Origin of the sequence: Nakamurella lactea DSM 19367, assembly GCF_000426645.1 — a bacterium.
Taxonomy (GTDB): domain Bacteria; phylum Actinomycetota; class Actinomycetes; order Mycobacteriales; family Nakamurellaceae; genus Nakamurella; species Nakamurella lactea.
Map to the genome: position 1 here is coordinate 19601 of NZ_AUFT01000025.1, position 16674 is coordinate 36274.

General features: G+C 65.1%; 14 protein-coding genes. 4 read left to right on the forward strand and 10 right to left on the reverse strand.

Annotated features, from left to right (window positions below):
* Nucleotides 1-40: 40 nt before the first annotated feature.
* The gene (locus tag K340_RS0120550) at nt 41-1477 is read right to left on the reverse strand and encodes an aldehyde dehydrogenase family protein (protein ID WP_029138082.1); all 1437 of its coding nucleotides are present in this window, start codon (nt 1475-1477) and stop codon (nt 41-43) included.
* Between the two features lie 85 nt (nt 1478-1562).
* Between K340_RS0120550 and fgd the strand changes: the two genes are divergently transcribed.
* A complete protein-coding gene (fgd, locus tag K340_RS0120555) occupies nt 1563-2594 on the forward strand; it encodes a glucose-6-phosphate dehydrogenase (coenzyme-F420) (RefSeq protein WP_029138083.1) in 1032 nt (343 codons plus the stop codon).
* A 40-nt stretch (nt 2595-2634) separates the two neighbouring features.
* Here fgd and K340_RS31955 read toward each other — a convergent pair whose 3' ends face one another.
* The 8 genes from K340_RS31955 to K340_RS0120595 all read right to left on the reverse strand — a co-directional run bounded on the left by K340_RS31955 (nt 2635) and on the right by K340_RS0120595 (nt 13249).
* A complete protein-coding gene (locus K340_RS31955; RefSeq protein WP_051267054.1) occupies nt 2635-3927 on the reverse strand; it encodes a M24 family metallopeptidase in 1293 nt (430 codons plus the stop codon).
* Nucleotides 3924-5888 carry a S9 family peptidase gene (locus K340_RS34620; protein WP_051267056.1) on the reverse strand — a complete coding sequence of 655 codons (1965 nt, stop codon included), beginning with the start codon at nt 5886-5888 and terminating at the stop codon, nt 3924-3926. The genes K340_RS31955 and K340_RS34620 overlap by 4 nt, the downstream gene beginning before the upstream one ends.
* Before the next feature lie 108 nt (nt 5889-5996).
* On the reverse strand, nt 5997-7598 hold the full coding sequence (locus K340_RS0120570) for a gamma-glutamyltransferase (protein ID WP_029138084.1): 1602 nt from the start codon (nt 7596-7598) through the stop codon (nt 5997-5999).
* A gap of 65 nt (nt 7599-7663) precedes the next feature.
* Complete coding sequence (locus K340_RS0120575; protein WP_029138085.1) at nt 7664-9277, reverse strand: ABC transporter substrate-binding protein; 1614 nt, start codon at nt 9275-9277, stop codon at nt 7664-7666.
* 73 nt (nt 9278-9350) lie between these two features.
* The gene (locus tag K340_RS31965) at nt 9351-10181 is read right to left on the reverse strand and encodes an ABC transporter ATP-binding protein (RefSeq protein ID WP_051267059.1); all 831 of its coding nucleotides are present in this window, start codon (nt 10179-10181) and stop codon (nt 9351-9353) included.
* Entirely contained in the window at nt 10174-11052 is an 879-nt protein-coding gene (locus tag K340_RS31970; protein ID WP_245599656.1) for an ABC transporter ATP-binding protein, read from the reverse strand. The genes K340_RS31965 and K340_RS31970 overlap by 8 nt, the downstream gene beginning before the upstream one ends.
* On the reverse strand, nt 11049-11939 hold the full coding sequence (locus K340_RS0120590) for an ABC transporter permease (protein WP_037365996.1): 891 nt from the start codon (nt 11937-11939) through the stop codon (nt 11049-11051). The genes K340_RS31970 and K340_RS0120590 overlap by 4 nt, the downstream gene beginning before the upstream one ends.
* Nucleotides 11936-13249: an ABC transporter permease gene (locus K340_RS0120595; RefSeq protein ID WP_084614703.1), complete on the reverse strand. Its 1314-nt coding sequence runs from the start codon at nt 13247-13249 to the stop codon at nt 11936-11938. Before K340_RS0120595 ends, K340_RS0120590 begins: the two co-directional genes overlap by 4 nt.
* Here K340_RS0120595 and K340_RS36075 point away from each other — a divergent pair.
* A complete protein-coding gene (locus K340_RS36075) occupies nt 13188-13898 on the forward strand; it encodes a GntR family transcriptional regulator (RefSeq protein ID WP_154674392.1) in 711 nt (236 codons plus the stop codon). The genes K340_RS0120595 and K340_RS36075 overlap by 62 nt on opposite strands.
* A 32-nt stretch (nt 13899-13930) precedes the next feature.
* Nucleotides 13931-14653, forward strand: coding sequence for a 6-phosphogluconolactonase (gene pgl / locus K340_RS0120605; RefSeq protein ID WP_037365998.1), 723 nt, complete (start codon nt 13931-13933; stop codon nt 14651-14653).
* Nucleotides 14654-14662: 9 nt separating this feature from the next.
* Here the strand turns inward: pgl and K340_RS0120610 are convergent, their stop codons facing one another.
* The gene (locus tag K340_RS0120610; RefSeq protein WP_029138089.1) at nt 14663-15658 is read right to left on the reverse strand and encodes a TIGR03557 family F420-dependent LLM class oxidoreductase; all 996 of its coding nucleotides are present in this window, start codon (nt 15656-15658) and stop codon (nt 14663-14665) included.
* A 258-nt stretch (nt 15659-15916) separates the two neighbouring features.
* On the opposite strand from K340_RS0120610, the gene K340_RS31980 reads away from it, so the two are divergent.
* Nucleotides 15917-16639, forward strand: coding sequence for a GntR family transcriptional regulator (locus tag K340_RS31980; RefSeq protein ID WP_084614706.1), 723 nt, complete (start codon nt 15917-15919; stop codon nt 16637-16639).
* Nucleotides 16640-16674: the final 35 nt, after the last annotated feature.

Here is a 16674-nt window from a genome sequence, read left to right on the forward strand (position 1 = left end):
CTGTTGACAACTGATCGGATAGTGCTTGCGGGAACGGGTTTCAGGCCCGTTCGTAGGCAGTCTTGACCTGGGTATAGAACTCCTGGGCGTATCGGCCCTGCTCCTTGGGTCCGAACCCGGAGCGCTTGCGTCCGCCAAAGGCGACGTGCGGGTCGACCCCGGCAGTCGGCAGGTTGACCGTCACGATGCCAGTGTCCGCGCGCCGACGGAACTCGGTGGCTGCCCGCAGTGAGCTGGTGCAGATGCCGGCGACCAACCCGTAGGCGGTGTCGTTCGCACGCTTGATTGCCTGGTCCAGATCGGCTACCGATTGCACGCTGGCGACCGGACCGAACGTCTCGGATCGGTTGATCTCGCATTCATTTCCGGCACCGATCACAACCGCCGGGGTCAGGAAGTGACCATCGGTCGCCGCTCTAACGTGCCGACCACCGTGCACCTGGACGTCAGTCAGAGCCCTTGCGCCCTCGATCCTGTCGACGACATGCGCAAGTTGGCGCCCATCGACCACCGGCCCGATCTGGGTTGCCGGATCCAGCGCGTGCCCGATGCGCAGCGACTCGGTCCGGGCGAGCAACCGATCGACGAATATCTGGTAGATCGGTTCCTCGACGTAGATACGGCTGGTCGCGGTACATCGCTGCCCGGTCGACATGAAGGCACCGTCCACGGCGCAGTCGACGGCCAGATCGAGGTCGGCATCGGCCATCACCACCAGTGGGTTCTTCCCGCCGAGCTCGAGTTGGACCCGGACCAGCCGGCCGGCTGTCGCTGCGGCGATCGACACCCCCACCTCTTCGGATCCGGTGAAGGTGACGGCGTCGATGTCGGGGTGGGACACCAGGTGTGCGCCAATGTTCGAGCCCCTGCCGGTGACCACGTTGAACACGCCCGGCGGACACCCTGCCCGGTCGAGGATCTCAGCCAACGCTATGGCGCTCGCCGGCACCAATTCGGCCGGCTTCAGTATCACGGTGTTGCCATGGGCCAAGGCCGGTGCGCACTTCCAGGCCGGAATCGAGATCGGGAAGTTCCATGGTGTGATCACGCCGACGACCCCGACCGGCTCCCGGACGTGCGTCACGCTGACACCGGCCCGGATCGAGTCCTGGAAATCCCCGACCAACCGTAGCGCCTCGCCCGCATGGAAGCGGAAGATCTGTGCCGCCCGCCGAACCTCGCCGATCGCCTCCGGAAGTGTCTTGCCTTCTTCCCTGGCAAGCAGCGTGCCCAGCGCGGTGGCGTCCGCATCGATCGCCGCCCCGACGCGGTCCAACAGATCCGCGCGGACCTGCGGCGACTGTGCCGCCCAACCCGGTTGGGCCGACCGGGCCGCCACGACCGCCTGGTCGAGCAACTCCTGGTCAGCGTCGGCGAACAGCCCAATCACGTCGGTGACGTCAGAAGGGTTCACGTTCGGGACGAGCTCGGTCGCCACCACCCAGACACCGTTCAGATATGCGCCGTGCCGTTCCATGTTGTGCAATGTAGCATGCTACATGCAACATGTTCAAGCTGCGATCGTCAGGTTTGCAGCAGACACTTGAGGAAGAGAGATCGGAATGTCGACGCGTTTCAGACTGGGCTACAAGGCATCTGCAGAGCAGTTCGGACCCCGCGACCTGGTGGAGTTCGGCGTCAGCGCCGAGCAGGCCGGGTTCGACTCGGCGATGGTCAGCGACCACTTCCAGCCCTGGCGCCACACAGGTGGGCACGCACCGTTCTCGCTGGCCTGGATGACGGCCGTCGGCGAACGCACGGAACGGATCGTTGTTGGTACATCGGTACTGACGCCCACCTTCCGCTACAACCCGGCCGTGGTGGCCCAGGCCTTCGCCACCATGGGTCTGCTGTACCCAGGGCGGGTGATCCTGGGGGTCGGCAGCGGTGAGGCACTGAACGAGATCGCCACCGGGTTCCAGGGCAGCTGGCCGGAGTTCAAGGAACGGTACGGCCGGCTCCGGGAATCGGTGCGGCTGATCAGGCAGCTGTGGACCGGCGAACGGGTCGACTTCGACGGTGACTACTACCACGCAATCGGGGCCAGCATCTACGACGCACCCGTCGGTGGTATCCCGATCTATGTCGCCGCCGGCGGCCCATTGGTCGCCAAATACGCCGGGCGGTTTGGCGACGGATTCATCTGTACTTCCGGCAAGGGCATGGACCTGTACACCGAGAAACTGATCCCGGCAGTGCAGGAGGGTCGCGCAGCCGCCAAGGACCCGCACCGCGAGGTCGACCACTTGATCGAGATCAAGCTCTCCTATGACCGAGACCCGAGGCTCGCCCTGGAGAACACCCAGTTCTGGGCGCCTCTGTCGTTGACGGCCGAACAGAAGCACAGCATCGACGACCCGATCGAAATGGAACGCGCAGCCGACGCGCTGCCGCTGGAGCAAGTCGCCAAGCGGTGGATCGTTGCCTCCGACCCGCAGGCCGTGGTCGACCAGGTCAGGCCGTACGTCGAGGCCGGCTTCAACCATCTCGTGTTCCACTCCCCTGGGCACGATCAGCAGCGCTTCTTCGAGCAGTTCGCACAGGACCTTCATCAACCGCTCCGTGATCTGCAGTCCACCTCAGCCATCGGCTGAGCCGTCCGGCGGTGCCGCGGCTCGCAGCGGCACCGCCGGATCACACCGTGATCCAGCCCCATTCCGTCGTCCACGGAACCCGGGACATCTGCAGCGCAGGACCGGATTCCTGCACCACGAAGGTGTCGGAAAAGTTGGCGCTGAAACCGTCCACTGGGTCGTAGAGGCCAGGCTCAACGGAGAAGCACATGCCCGGCTCAAGGACGGTGCCATCGCCGAGTGCGAGCCACGGCGGCTGGTGTCCCTCCGGCCCCTGGCCGTGCGCCGGCCGGTGATACAAGTGGCCCTGCATCCCTGCATCGATCTGGAATCGATGGATCACCGCAGCGACCTCACCGCAGGTCCGGCCTGCCTGCAACTGCTCGCGTTGCAGTAGACAACTGTCCCGCACCACAGTCCACAGCCGCTCGCGGCGACTTGTGCGCGGCGAGATGACGTAAGGCCGATAACACTCACCGCCGTACCCTCCTAGTCGGATGACGCCGGAGACTTGCAGCGGCCCACCTGGTTCGATCTTGGAGTACCGGAATTGATTGGGGTGGGGATATCCGGTCACCCGGCCCGCCCGCACCCATCCCAGGTCGACGGCCACGCCGACGCCCCGATGCGGCTCGCCGTCCAAGCCGAGGTCCGGAACGATCAAACTGAGTGCGTGCTCGGTCATCGCCGTCCGCAGGTCGTAGTCCGTCAGCCCTGGTCGGTAGTCGGTGAGCAGGAAGTCGCGGGCGAAGGCGTGCACCCGCTCGAAGTAGCCGTAGGCCCGCCGAATGAGGGCAAGTTCCTCGGGCCGCTTGTGGACTCTGGACCGAAGGCATCGGTCCCGCAACGATTGGGGCGCATAACCGAGGGCTCGCTGCGCAGTGATACGGTCCGCACCCTCGACATTTCGATCCAACATCAGGCTGCCGGGCGCGGTGAGCCCCCGGCCGGCGCAGATGCTCAACGCCCAGTCCCACAGATCGAGGGCCGGACCGGGTTCGGCTGTCCCGCGGCTCGGGAACTGGCCGGCGACGTGGGGGTAGTCGAAATACTCCGCGCCGTCGGCGAACCACCAGCTGGTCACCAGTTCTCGATCGAGCGTCGGGTAGAACCAGAACGGAGCGGAACCCCCGACGGTGAGTAGCGCGTACAACGGACGCTCGGTGGTAGCGGCCCACAGCCCGGTGTAGTGCACGATGTTCCACGGATCGGTGAGCAGCACCGCACGCCCACCCAGGCCGGCGACTTCAGCCAGCAACTCTTCGGACCGCTGTCGGTTGAACTCCAGCGGCAGTCGGGTGTCGATGGACGGCTGGATCGCCGGCTCGGGAAGGAACAGGTCGACCGAGCTCACAACGACCCGCCCAGGTGTTCCAGGAAGTACCTCGCCATAGCCGAGGAGACGTACTCCCCTCGGAACCCAGAGAAGTGATGCGGCTGTTCATTGACCGGCAGGAAGTCGAACGGCTTGCCTGCCTCCATCAGTTTGTCGACGAGCTGCAGTGACGCAGCAAACGGCACGTTCACGTCGGACGTCCCGTGCACGATCAGCAATTTGCCGACCAGACGGTCCAACATCGGGTACAGCGACAGCTTGTCGTATCCGGCGATGTCGTCCGCGAGCGGGCCCATGACGCATTCGATCGGTCCCGGCCCGTTGCCCTCGCGCATCTCGTAGACGCCGTTGACGGCAACACCTACCTTGTACACCTCCGGCGCCTCGAGCAGGGCCCGCGCCGTGAAGTACCCGCCGTAGGAACGGCCGTACACGCCCACCCGGTCGAGGTCGAGGTACGGCCGGTCCTGCGCCAGTTCCCGCAGTGCCGCGACATGATCGCTTATCACCTCGCCCGCGAAGTTTCGGTAAGCGACGTCGTGGAACTCCTTCGAGCGTTCCGGCGTGCCGCGGCCGTCGAGCATCACTACTGCGAACCCGAGCTGCGCCAACGCATGGGACTGGATGCCGTTGGCGTCCAGCAATTGTTGGGGGACAAATGCACTGTTTGGCCCGGCATAGATCGATTCGATCACCGGGTAGCTCCGTTGCGGGTCGAAGTCCGCCGGCAGGAACAGTTGCCCGTGCAACACCGTCACACCGTCGGCGGCGATCACCGTGAATTCCTCTGGCGGCGTCCACGGCGCGTCCGCAGGGGTCTTGATCTCACCGGTTAGCACACGCTGCGACTGTTTACCGTCCACCGCAAGCAGATCCACGACCGGTGCATTCTCCATGCTCGCGTGCCGGTCGGCCAGCCAACGCCGGTCCGGCGACAGACTGCCGGAATGGACGCCGCGTCCTGAGGTAAGAGTCTCGACACCGCCACCGTCCAGCCGTGCCCGACCCAAATGAACGTCGTACGGGTGGTCTGGGTCTGAATGGGCTTCGAAGTACACCCAGCCTCCGGCCTCGTCAACGCCGAACACCCTAGTCACCGCCCAGTCGCCGGCCGTCACAGTCGCCACCAGGACACCGTCGTCGTCGTGGCGGTACAGGTGCGCGAACCCGGAACGTTCACTGAGCCACAGTTGCCCCTCGTTGCGCGGCAGCAGCGTGACGGAAAGACCCTTTTCCCAATACGAAACCCAGGTCGTCGAACGCTCTTCCCGCACCACCCTGGTCGCTCCGGTCGCCGGATCAACGGCCAGCAGCACGTACGGGTTCTTGTACCGGTTGGCCTTCAACAAGTATGCCTGTTTGCCGTCGGCGCTCCAGCCGACCGGCCGGAGGTCCTGTTCGGGTTCCGGCCCCGAGTCGACCTCCACCGCATCCCGGCTGATCCGATGGATCACGAATGCGCGGGTCGACTCGACGGCGCCGCCGACGCTTCCAGCCGGAAAGAAGTCGACCTCTTCACGCGGCTTGAGCCAATGCACAACCGGAAACAAGTCCATCCGTCGGGTGTCCGTTCGTCGGGCGAGCAACTGCAAGCCGTCCGGCGACCAGGTGGCACCTGCCCCGTCCCAGCGATTGCGCGGTTCACCCGTGTTCGTCAGCGGAACGATGCGGTCGTCCACCGCCCAACGCGTGCCAAGATCGTCACCAACCTCGGTGGCGAAGAACTCACCACCCGGCCCCGGCACCTCGAACACGGTAGGCCGACCGATCTTGAAGGCTGAACGGATCGGCCGGGCTGCGACCGGCGGTTCCCGGTCGAGCGGACGCGTCTGCCTGGTCGACAGATCGGTCGACCAATGGCGGCCGTCTGCGCTGCAGATCAGTCCCGAGTCGGCCCACCGGGTGCGGACATCGCCGTTGGCGACATGGTCGGCAAATCGGAGGAATTCGCGGTAACGGGGATCGAGGTCGTCGTTCATGTTCCTTCGTTTCGGTTCCCGGGACCCTGCGGCGGGTCCCACATGGTCGGTGTGTCGTGAATGCCGGCGTTGCCTCCTCCCGGCTTCGATCGTCCGGGTTCGGCGTCATCAGAATCCAGCCGCCTTGCCTTCCCTGCGCGATCCGGCCGCTCCTGCGAGCACCGAATCCCCGATGCGCCAGCACATCTGGAAGGAGCCGAGATGCCAGTTCGTCAGACCGAGTGGTGTCACGCGAATGCCGAGCCTGGCCAGGCCTGCTTCCATTCCAGGTGCGACTGACATTTCCATCGGCAGGCTGTAGTCGGCCTGCAGCGGCATCGAAAGCGCGGTCGCCTCCGCGGCGTCCGGCGACATGGCGAAGTCGAGCACATTCGACAACACCTGCGGGACGGTTGCCTCGACCTTTCCCGGGGTGCCCAGCGCCAGCCACGGCTCCCCGTTCCTGACAACCATGGTGTTGCCCATCACAGTCCTCACCCGTCCACCGCCGGTGTACCAGCCGCTGATGTTCTGTGGCGGGTCGAGGCTGGTGTCCGTCAACGATCCGGTCATCGGAACTCCGCCGACCACCTCCCCTGGGATGCCCGATCCGGACAAGGTTGTCATCGCCTGCACCCAGTTGCCGTCGGGATCAATAATGCTGATTTCGCAACTGTCAGTGCCCAGAGGGACGGGGGCGCTTGGGGTGCGTGAGGTGAGATGCACGTGCTCACTCAGGTCGCGGTGCGGCACTGAGCGGCGAATCACCGACGCTAGGCCGGCCTGAAACCCCGGATCGAGCATCACCTCGGTTGGATCGTCGAATACCTTGGGGTCGTTGAGATATCCGACCTCTGTACGGACTCGACGCAAGACATGCGCCAGGAAGTACCGCGCCAACGGCTCCTCGTCGTAATGTCCGATGGACGTGACGTCTAGCTCGCGAAGCATTCCTAACACCAGAGCAAGCGACACGCCCTGAATCTGTGGAGCTGCGAGCGACACGATCTCGTCCGGCCCGTGCGGGAACCGAATCGGGTCCTCCCATTCCGGCGGAGACGCCCCGAGATGCTGCAAGCGGACAGGCCAGCCGAGCTCATTGCCGCGTTCGACGAAAGCACGCGCCCATCCGCCGGAGATGAAGTGTCCCGGACCCTCGTTAGCTAGCTGCTGCAAGGTATCGGCGAGAACCGGCTGTCGCCACACCTCACCCACCTGCGGTTGCCGGCCACTCGGGGTGAAGTGGGCGCGCCCGGACTGCGTCCACTGGAAGTAGGGCAACATCCAGGCCATAACTTGGTATTCGAACGGGCTGATGCGATGCCCTTCGGTTGCCGCCTCTAGCGCGGGGGCCACCAGCCGCGCCCAGGGCAGCCGGGCATGGTCGGCGTAGCATCGGGCCAATGCCGGCATGAAGCCGGGTACGACCGCGCCGGCACCCGGCTGCTGCGCCGAGTACGTACCGGGGACCACAGGTAACGGCCGGAATGGCGCCAACCCAGGAACAACACGTCCGGGACTGTTCAGTTGCTGGAATCGTCCGGTCGCACGCTGGTAGTGCAGGACGGTGACCGTGCCAGCATGGTTGGTTAGCTCCTGGGCCACCGTTGCCTGCACGAGGCAGGCCGCGATCAAGGCATCGATCGCGGTCCCGCCCTCGCGCAAAACAGCCACCGCTGCGTCCGTGACGGCCGGATGTTGGGTGGACACCATGGCATGCTTGCCGAACACGACGGCCTTCCGGCCGACACTGCCCGGCGGGTAGTAGTCACGGAGTGGCTCCAGGTGCGCTGGCCTCATGCCGCGGGCGGCCCGATCTTGCTCCAGTCGAGCAGCACGACCTCTCCCGGGTGGAAGAATCCTTCGATACCGGTGAGGTTGGCCCGGATCGCTTCGGTGTACTTCACCTGGACCAGGATCGAAGTGGGCAGGTCTTCGGCGATGACCTTCTGCGCCTCGGTGTACAGCGGCGTGCGTTCGGCCTGCTCGTTGGCCGAATTCGCCTTGAGGAACAGCTCATCCAGGCTTTTGTTGCAGTAGCCGGTCGCGTTGCCGAATACCGCATTCTGGTCGTTGTCGCACGTGTACCGACGGTACAGGCCGATGGCTGGATCGGCGCCAGAAGCGATGTTGATGGTGTAGGTGTCGAAGTTGTGCTTCGAGAAGACCTCCTGGCGGAATACCTCCGCGTCGTCCTGGACGACCTTGGTCTCCACCCCAATGGCCTTCCAATTGTCGGCGATCACCTCGGCTACCTTCTCACCGCCCGGCTCGCTCGCCTCATAGCGGTGCGTCAGGCTGAATCGGATGCCGTTGGCCTGCTTCGGATATCCTGCCGCATCGAGCGCCGCCTCGGCAGCCTTGGGGTCGTACGGGTATAGCTTGTCGAAGTCCACTTCACCACTGTTCGCCCAGTGCCCGTCAGGTAGCGGCGCGTGCCCCGGCGGGAAATATCCGCCGAACACGCTCTTGGAGATGAAGTCGCGATTGATTGCCTGGAACAGCGCGTGCCGGACCTCCGGCTTGGCCAGGATTTCGTTGCGAGTGTTGAAAGGGAACATCTTCATCGAGATCGAAGCGCGACCGATGTCCAGTTTGACGTTCGGGTCCTCGTCGAGTTGTTTGATCGCCTCAAACGTCACGTCGTAGGAGTTGATGTAATCAATGTCGCCCTTCTTCAGGGCCAGCGCCCGCGCCGTCGGATCGCCGAGAACGGTGAACACAACCTTGGCGTATTTCGGTTTGTCACCCCAGTAGTTGTCGTTGCGCACCAGTGTGATCCGATTCGACTCCCACGACTCGAACTTGAACGGGCCCGTCCCGACGGGGGCGCGGTTCGCCGGGTTCTCTTCCAGGTCGGTCCCGTCGTAGATGTGCTTGGGGAGGATGGTGAACGACATCGGGTTCAGCATGGCCAGGAAGGCGCCCGACGGCGACTTGAGCGAAACCTCGACCGTGGATTCGTCAACCGCCTTGCTGGACTTGATCATGTCCTTCAGCGATGCGGTGCCGGAGTTGATCCCGAGACCATTCTCGAAGGTGTAGACCACGTCGTCGGCGGTGAAGGGCTTTCCGTCATGCCATGTGACGCCCTCACGCAGGTGGAATACATAGGTGGTGGGATTCTTCATCTCCCACGACGTAGCCAGCTGCGGCTCGATCTTCTTGTCCCGGCTGACGGTTACCAGAGACTCCTCCATCGCCAGACCGACCAGACCGACCTGGACGTCGCCGAGGAACAACCGGATCAGATGCGGGGGATCCGCACTCATTCCGACGACGAACGTGTCATCGGCGGCTGCTGCCCCGCCCCCTGAGGAATTGGACTCGTTCATGCTGCCGCATCCGACGGCGACGAGCGCCGTCACTGCACAGGCGATCAGCGCCTTGAATCTTCCGTACTTTCTCACTGGAACTTCCTCTCTGGACGTCTGTCGAGCTGTCGGGGCGACCCCGGCAGAGGTAGGTGGCGCATTCTGGAACTCAGTGCACCCCGGACGGCGGAGTCAGGCGTGGCGTGGATCCGAGAAGCGTCCTGGTGTACTCGTGTTGTGGGTCCGTGAAGACGTCCGAGACCGACGCCGACTCCACGATGTCGCCTTGGTACATGACGGCAACCCGGTCGGCGAGCGCGCCGACCACCGAGAGATCGTGGGTGATGAACATGACGCCCATCCGTCGCTGCCGCTGGACTTCTCGAATCAGGTCGATGATCTGGACCCGGACCGAGACGTCCAACGCAGAGGTCGGCTCGTCGGCCACCAGGTACTCGGGTTCGTGGAGCAGCGCGCGCGCAAGCGCGATCCGCTGCTGCTGTCCACCACTTAGCTCGTGCGGGAACCGACCGAGGAAGGTCTCCGGTGGCGTCACCCCGACCTCGTCCATAGCGGCCGCGACCGCGGCGCCCACGTTCTGGGCGCTGGCGTGCCCGCGGCGGGCGGCGTCGGTCAGAATGCGGCGGATCGTCTTCTTCGGATTCAGCGATGCGGCCGGCGACTGGAACACCATCTGAACCTTGCGTCCGAAGCCGGGTCTGATCCCGCGGCCCTCGTAGGACCGACCGTCGATGCTCACCGCGCCGGAGTCAGGAACCAGCAGCCCAGCCATCACCCGGCCCAGAGTCGTTTTGCCGGAACCACTCTCCCCGACCACTCCGACGATCTCGCCCCGGTTGATGGTCAGATCGATGGAATTAGCGGCGGTGACCGACCGACCCTTCTTGGCCCGGGTCCGGAACTCGACCCTGATCCGCTGCAACTCCAGTCGCGCGGCGGCGCCCTCCCGGTCGTCGAGTGCGGTGTCCGGGTCACTCATTCGTCACTCCCGACTCGTCGGCTTCGGGGATCGGAGGATCCGACCAGTCCCGGGCAGGCATTCCGGTGTCGTAGAGGTGACGCATGGCGGCCATCAACGACTGTGTGTACGGGTGCTGCGGGCGCCACAGAACGTCCTCGGCGGCGCCGGCCTCGACAATGTCGCCCGAACGCATCACGGATATCCGGGAACACACCTGCCCGATCACGGCTAGATCGTGTGATACCAGGAGGATGCCGACCTGCTCCTCCCTGGCCAACCGCTGCAGCAGACTGAGTACCTGGGCCTGGATGGTCACGTCCAGCGCGGTGGTCGGCTCGTCAGCGATCACCAACGCCGGCCCCTTGGCCAGCGCGATCGCGATCACCACCCGCTGTTTCATCCCGCCGCTGAGCTGATGGGGATACGAACGGGCGAATTCGGCGGCGGTCGGCAGCCCCACGGATCCGAAGAGCTCTTCGACCGTTCGGCCGCTGTCGCCGATCGCCTCGGCGACCTGGGCGCCGATCCGCATAGTCGGGTTCAGATGCGCGTTCGGGTCCTGGAACACATAGGACATGTCACGCCGCAACCCCATTCGGCGCTGCCCGGCGTTGGCCGTGGCGATGTCGCGGCCCTGCAGCATGATCGAACCGGTCACTTCTGCCTGCAAACCGGGGACGAGCAGTCCAGCGATAGCGCGCGACAACATCGTCTTCCCGGAGCCAGACTCGCCGACCAGGCCGACCATCTCGCCGCGGTTGATCTCCAGCCGGGCACGCCGGACCACCGTCGCCCGCTCACCGTCCTGCGGACGGATCGAAACGGACAGGTCCTCGACCGTGAGGACCCGCTCGGGGTTCACTCCCGGTTTCGCTACCGCGACCGTCACAACGCCCTCCTGCCGTTGTTGCCACGGTTGCCCAGGGCGTCACCGATGACGTTGAAGGACAGCACCATCAGCGCGATGCAGATTCCTGCTGGCACGCTGAACCACCACGCGTCGGACAGGTACGGCTGTGCGCGCCGCAACACACCGCCCCAGCTGGAGGTGGTGGGGTCGCCGAGACCCAGGAAGCTGAGTCCGGCCTCGAGCAGCATGCCGCGGCCCACGTCGAGCGATGCCTGAACGCCGGCCGGCGCGAACGCGACCGGGAAGATCTCGAACGCGATGATCCGCCAAGCCGGCGTCCCGGAGATCCGCGCAGCATCCACGAACTCGGCCGTGCGCAGGTTCAGGAACTGGCTGCGCACTATTCGGGCGGACTGTGGCCACAGGGCGATGATCACGGCCAAGGCCGTCAGGGTCGAGTTGCGTCCGATCACCGCGACGATCACCAGCGCCACCAGCATCGCGGGCATGATCTGGAAGACCTCGGCGAACCGCATCAGCATGTTGTCGACGGCGCCACCGACGTAACCGGCAATGCCACCGACAATCAGGCCGATGACCAACGAGCCCAGACCGGCTGCGATGCCCACGAACAAGGACACCCTCGCCCCGTAGATCAGCTGCGATGCAATGTCTTTACCCACGTCGTCAGTGCCGAGCAGGTGGGCAGACGACGGACCTTCCAGGATCGCCTCGGAGATTGCGAACGGATCGTACGGCGAGATGAGCGGGGCCAGCAGCGCAGCGAGGGCGAACAGCACAACCAGGACGAGCGCGATCGTCGTCAGCACCGAGGGTCGGCGCCACCTGCGCTGGCGCCGATCCGGTTGGGCCGCACCGGGGTCGGTGGCGTCCTGCTCTTTCGTGATTCCCTGATCGATCGTCATCGGATCGTCGCCTCCCGCACCTTAGGGTCGACCAAGCCGTAGACGATGTCGGTAATGACATTGACCAGCAGGGTGATGACCGCGACCACCACGACAATGCCCAGGACCACCGAGGTGTCCCGACGCTGGACGGAGTCGTAAAGCAGGCTGCCCATCCCCGGCCAACCGAAAACCTTCTCGACCAACACCGATCCGCCGACCATGGTGCCGAACGTGTAGCCGAGCACAGTTACCACCGGCAGCAGCGAGTTCCGCGTGACATGCCGTCGGATGATCTGCCTCCTAGGCAGACCCTTTGATACAGCCGTCAGCACGAACCCTGAGTTGAGGACGCCGTTGGCACTGGCCCTGGTCATCCTGATCATCAGAGCGGTTTCGGGAACCGCGAGTGCGGCAGCCGGCAGCAGCAGGTGCTGGAACATGTCCCAGGCCTGTCCGAAGGTATCGCCGGAATATCCAATCGTATTGATCCCCTGGGTGGGCAACAACCCGAGATTGATGGCAAAGACCAGCACGCCCATCAGGGCCAGCCAGAACGTCGGAATGGAGAAGGCAATCAGTGAGAGCACATTAATCGTGGTGTCGATCGTCCGGAACCGGGTGGTCGCCGCCCACATGCCGACCGGGAATCCGATCAGCACGGCCAGCAGCGTGGCGGCTACCACCAGGATCAGCGTGGCACCGAGGTGGTCGATCACCAGCGGTAGTACAGACTGCCTATTCGCGAATGAGAAGCCAAGATCGCCCTGCACGACGCGTGCCAAGTACTTCAGGTACTGGATCGGGAAGGGCTCGTCGATACCAAGTTCCGCCCGGCGCTGTGCGAGGTACTCCTCGGAGGCCGGATAGTCACCGATCGTCGCTGTGACGATGTCGCCAGGTGCCAGCGAAACCAGGATGAAGGTCAGCGTCACGACGCCCCAGATCAGCGGGATGACATAGGCGAGACGCCTGACGAGCCAAGACAGCACGTGGGTACGGTCCCTTCCTCTGTGTGCGTACGGACGGCGGACCGAGCGCGTCCGAGCAGATCCCTGACGGAGAGGTTCAACGTGGTTAACTGCTCTTACCAGCAATCGAACATAGCCGGTTGCATGTAGCATGTAGCATACAGCCCGCAGAGTCAAGGACTGGTCCGGGGACGCCGTTCCACCGGTTGGACGGTCCGCGCTCCACGGCACGTCCCGGAAGGACGGATGGCAACCGGCGACCGCTTCGCCACCGCGTGCGCAGCAGAAGGGGATCGACATGTCTGACATGCCCAGCGCCGTCGGGGCCGGAGAGCCCTCGGGGCACGGCTTACGCGCCATCGCAGAACGCCCGTCGAGAACCCGGGAGATTTACGAGGAGTTGCGTCTGGCCATCGCCCGACGCGACCTGCAACCCGGGTCGCTCTATTCCGTCGCCGACCTCGCCGAGACGTTCGGCGTGTCGCGGACGCCGGTTCGGGAGGCTCTGATCGACCTGGCAGCGAGGAACATCATCAAGTTCGAACGGAATCGAGGGGTGCGAATTCTGCAATCGTCAGCAGAGGACCTACGGGACATATTCGATCTTCGGCTCATCCTGGAGACCCACGCCGCCCGAAGGGCCGCCGAGAACCTGGACGAGGTGACGGAAGCGGCGCTTCGTGAGGCTTTCGACGCTCTCGAGCTGGCAACCGCCGGTGGTGACGACCTCGTCTACTGGTCGTCGGACCGCGCATTCCATCGGGTACTCGTCGAGGCCTGTGGAAATCATCGGCTGTCCGAGATCGTCGAGGGGCTACGGGATTCGATCCTCGTGAAGGGTGCGACCAGCTCCGGTCGCACCCGCTCGCTGCAGACCATCACCGACGATCATCGCGAGATCTTCGAAGCTGTAGTCGGTCGAGATCCGGATGGTGCGGTAACGGCGATGCGCAAGCACCTGGAGCAGACCGCCAGGCAGCTACTGAAGTCCGAACACTCGAGCCCCTGATCAGTTAACGACAAGCGCCCCAAGGGAGTTCAATGTTTGAGTTCCGTGTCCTGCCGGACGCCGAGACCATCGCATCGGCAGCCGCCACCGACGCCGTCAACATCCTGCGGGCGGCGATAGCCGAACACGGCCAGGCTGTCTGGGTGGTAGCCGGGGGCACCTCGCCCAATGCTGCCTACCGCCGGCTCGCCGCTGACCCAGCCGACCTTGACTGGTCGAAGGTGACACTGGTGATCGGCGACGAACGCCTGGTCCCGTTCGACCATCCCGATTCCAACTGGGGCCAGGTGATGCCGCTGCTGACGGCGGCCGGCGCCGTGGCTGCGCGGGCGTTGGCCCCGAACACCGAGCTCCCACCCGCCGCAGCCGCTGAGGAGTACCAGGCCCAGCTGGAGGCCCTGCCGACAACTTTGACGGGCGCGCCGCGCCTCGATTTGGTATGGGTCGGCATGGGGGAGGACGGACACACCTTGTCACTGTTCCCCGGTCGGTCCGCGATCGATGAACAGACTCGGATGGTCGTCGCCGTGACGGACTCGCCGAAGCCCCCGCCGCGTCGAATCACCCTGACACTGCGGGCACTCGACGCCACAGGTCGGCTGCTGGTCTTCGCAACCGGGGCCGGAAAGCGCAATGCCCTGTCCAGGGTACGAGCCGGGGAGGCACTGCCGGTCGGCATCGCCGCCGACCGGGCGGCGGCAGGTGGTGCAGAGGTCACCTGGCTGGTCGACTCGGCCGCCGATGGGGCACCCTGATCCGGCCCGTCACCCCAGCAGAGGCAGTACACGGGCGGCGTACATGTCGATGAACTCGGCGTGGTTGTCGCCGACGTTGTGCACATATACCTGGTCGTAACCGGCATCCAAGAATTGGCTCAACAGTTCGCCGTGCCGATCGGGGTCGGACGAAACCAGCAGGCGCTCGTCGAGATCCTCGGGCCCGACCAGTGCGGCGATCTGTTCGACCAACTGCGGCGAACGCAGGTCTCCCCGGGCAAATCGCATGGCCCCGATGGGGAACCGAGCCAGCGCCTGCCGGATTGCCTGTGCCTGGTCCGGCGCCCAACTCACGTTGACATGCGCGATGCGCAACAGTCCTGCCGGGTCCCGACCCGCGGCCTCGGCGCCCTCGCTGAGTCGTTGCAGGAGTCGGCGCCCCTGATCCGGCCGGACTCCGACGGCCAGCAGTCCATCCGCGACCCGGCCGGCCCGTCGTGCGGTCGCCGGCCCGCCGGTGGCGACCAGGACTCGCGGTGGCACAGCCGGGGTGGTCCACAGGCGCGCGGTTTCCAGGGTGACATACTCACCGCGATAACGGCTGTCCCGACCCGACGATGAGGCTGCGAAGAGCCGCCGGATCGCCTCGACGGCCTCGAACATCCGCTCGATACGTTCGGGGGCCTCCGGCCACGACGCCCCTGTCACGTGTTCGTTGATCGCCTCGCCGGGAGCGACAGACAACCAGACACGGTCCGGGTGCAGTGCCGCCAGGGTGGCAGCGGCCTGCGCCAAAGTCGCCGGGTGTAGCCGATATCCAGGCACCGTCATGCCGGCGAACAGGTCTCCGGCCGTATGTTCACCGATCGCCGACAACAGGCTCCACACGAACGGTGCCTGCCCAAGACTGGGCAGCCACGGCTGGAACAGATCGGCGGCGAGGGCACCACGAAAGCCCGCACCATCCGCCCGCTCGGCCAATGCGACTGCCTCCCGCGGCGACACCCGGTCTATCGGCACCACCCAGCCTGATCGCGACGACACCGGGTCAGAATAGGCGACGCGTCGCCGGGTCGAACCCACAGCGCCGATCCCGCGGCCCCTGGTAGTGCCAGCGATCAGCACGCCGACGTGACAGCGGGGACCGCAATCAACGCGCCGTTGACCCCTGCGCCGACGGCGCCGATCGTCGCTCATCAGTGCGGGCGGGCTCACCTGGGATAGCGTTATCCAGCCACCATCGCGATCGCGGGCACGACACGTCCGCGGCGACCGACGACGACAACGCGAAAGAAGATCAGGATGGAACGCGCACCCAAATCAGCCATCGCGGAATCAGGTCGCAGCGGCGTCCCGAACGGCCTTGGCGCACTGCGAGAGCGACCCTCTCGGACGCGCGAGATCTACGAGGCCTTGCGTCTGGCAATCGCTCGACGCGATCTTCGGCCCGGGAACATGTACTCGGTCGCCGAACTCGCCGAATCGTTCGGCGTTTCGCGGACTCCCGTCCGCGAGGCGTTGATCGACCTGGCCGCCCGTGGGATCGTCCGATTCGAACGCAATCGCGGTGTCCGCGTGACCCAGTCCTCGCCCCATGACCTGCAGGAGATTTTCCAACTCCGGTTGATGCTCGAGGTCCCGGCGACCCGGCTTGCCGTCAGCACGATGAACGACGACCAAATTGCCGCACTGCAGCGGACGTTCGACGACCTCAAGACGGCGACGAAGAACGCCGACGATCTGGACTACTGGGCAAGCGACCGCGCATTTCACAGCGCGATCATTTCGGTGCTGGATAACGGACGCCTGGAGACGTTCGTCGATGTATTGCGCGATTCCATCCTGGTCCGCAGCGCGACCAGCGCCGGGCGGACCCGCTCGCTGGAGGACATCACCCGAGAGCACGAGAGCATCATGAAAATGATCGCCGCGCGGAACGCCGACGGCGCAGCCGAAGCGATGAGGGCACACCTGCAGCACACTGCGGACCTGCTGATCGAGCACGAGACCGGCACGTCAAGATGAGCTCGGCCGGGTTGCCGGCGCTCGCATCAACGGAC

Coding starts and splice junctions, on each gene's coding strand:
- K340_RS0120550 (WP_029138082.1), bottom strand. CDS start 1,477: ATGGAACGGCACGGCGCATATCTGAACGGTGTCTGGGTGGTGGCGACC.
- fgd (WP_029138083.1), top strand. CDS start 1,563: ATGTCGACGCGTTTCAGACTGGGCTACAAGGCATCTGCAGAGCAGTTC.
- K340_RS34620 (WP_051267056.1), bottom strand. CDS start 5,888: ATGAACGACGACCTCGATCCCCGTTACCGCGAATTCCTCCGATTTGCC.
- K340_RS31965 (WP_051267059.1), bottom strand. CDS start 10,181: ATGAGTGACCCGGACACCGCACTCGACGACCGGGAGGGCGCCGCCGCG.
- K340_RS0120590 (WP_037365996.1), bottom strand. CDS start 11,939: ATGACGATCGATCAGGGAATCACGAAAGAGCAGGACGCCACCGACCCC.
- K340_RS36075 (WP_154674392.1), top strand. CDS start 13,188: ATGTCTGACATGCCCAGCGCCGTCGGGGCCGGAGAGCCCTCGGGGCAC.
- K340_RS0120595 (WP_084614703.1), bottom strand. CDS start 13,249: ATGGCGCGTAAGCCGTGCCCCGAGGGCTCTCCGGCCCCGACGGCGCTG.
- pgl (WP_037365998.1), top strand. CDS start 13,931: ATGTTTGAGTTCCGTGTCCTGCCGGACGCCGAGACCATCGCATCGGCA.
- K340_RS31980 (WP_084614706.1), top strand. CDS start 15,917: ATGGAACGCGCACCCAAATCAGCCATCGCGGAATCAGGTCGCAGCGGC.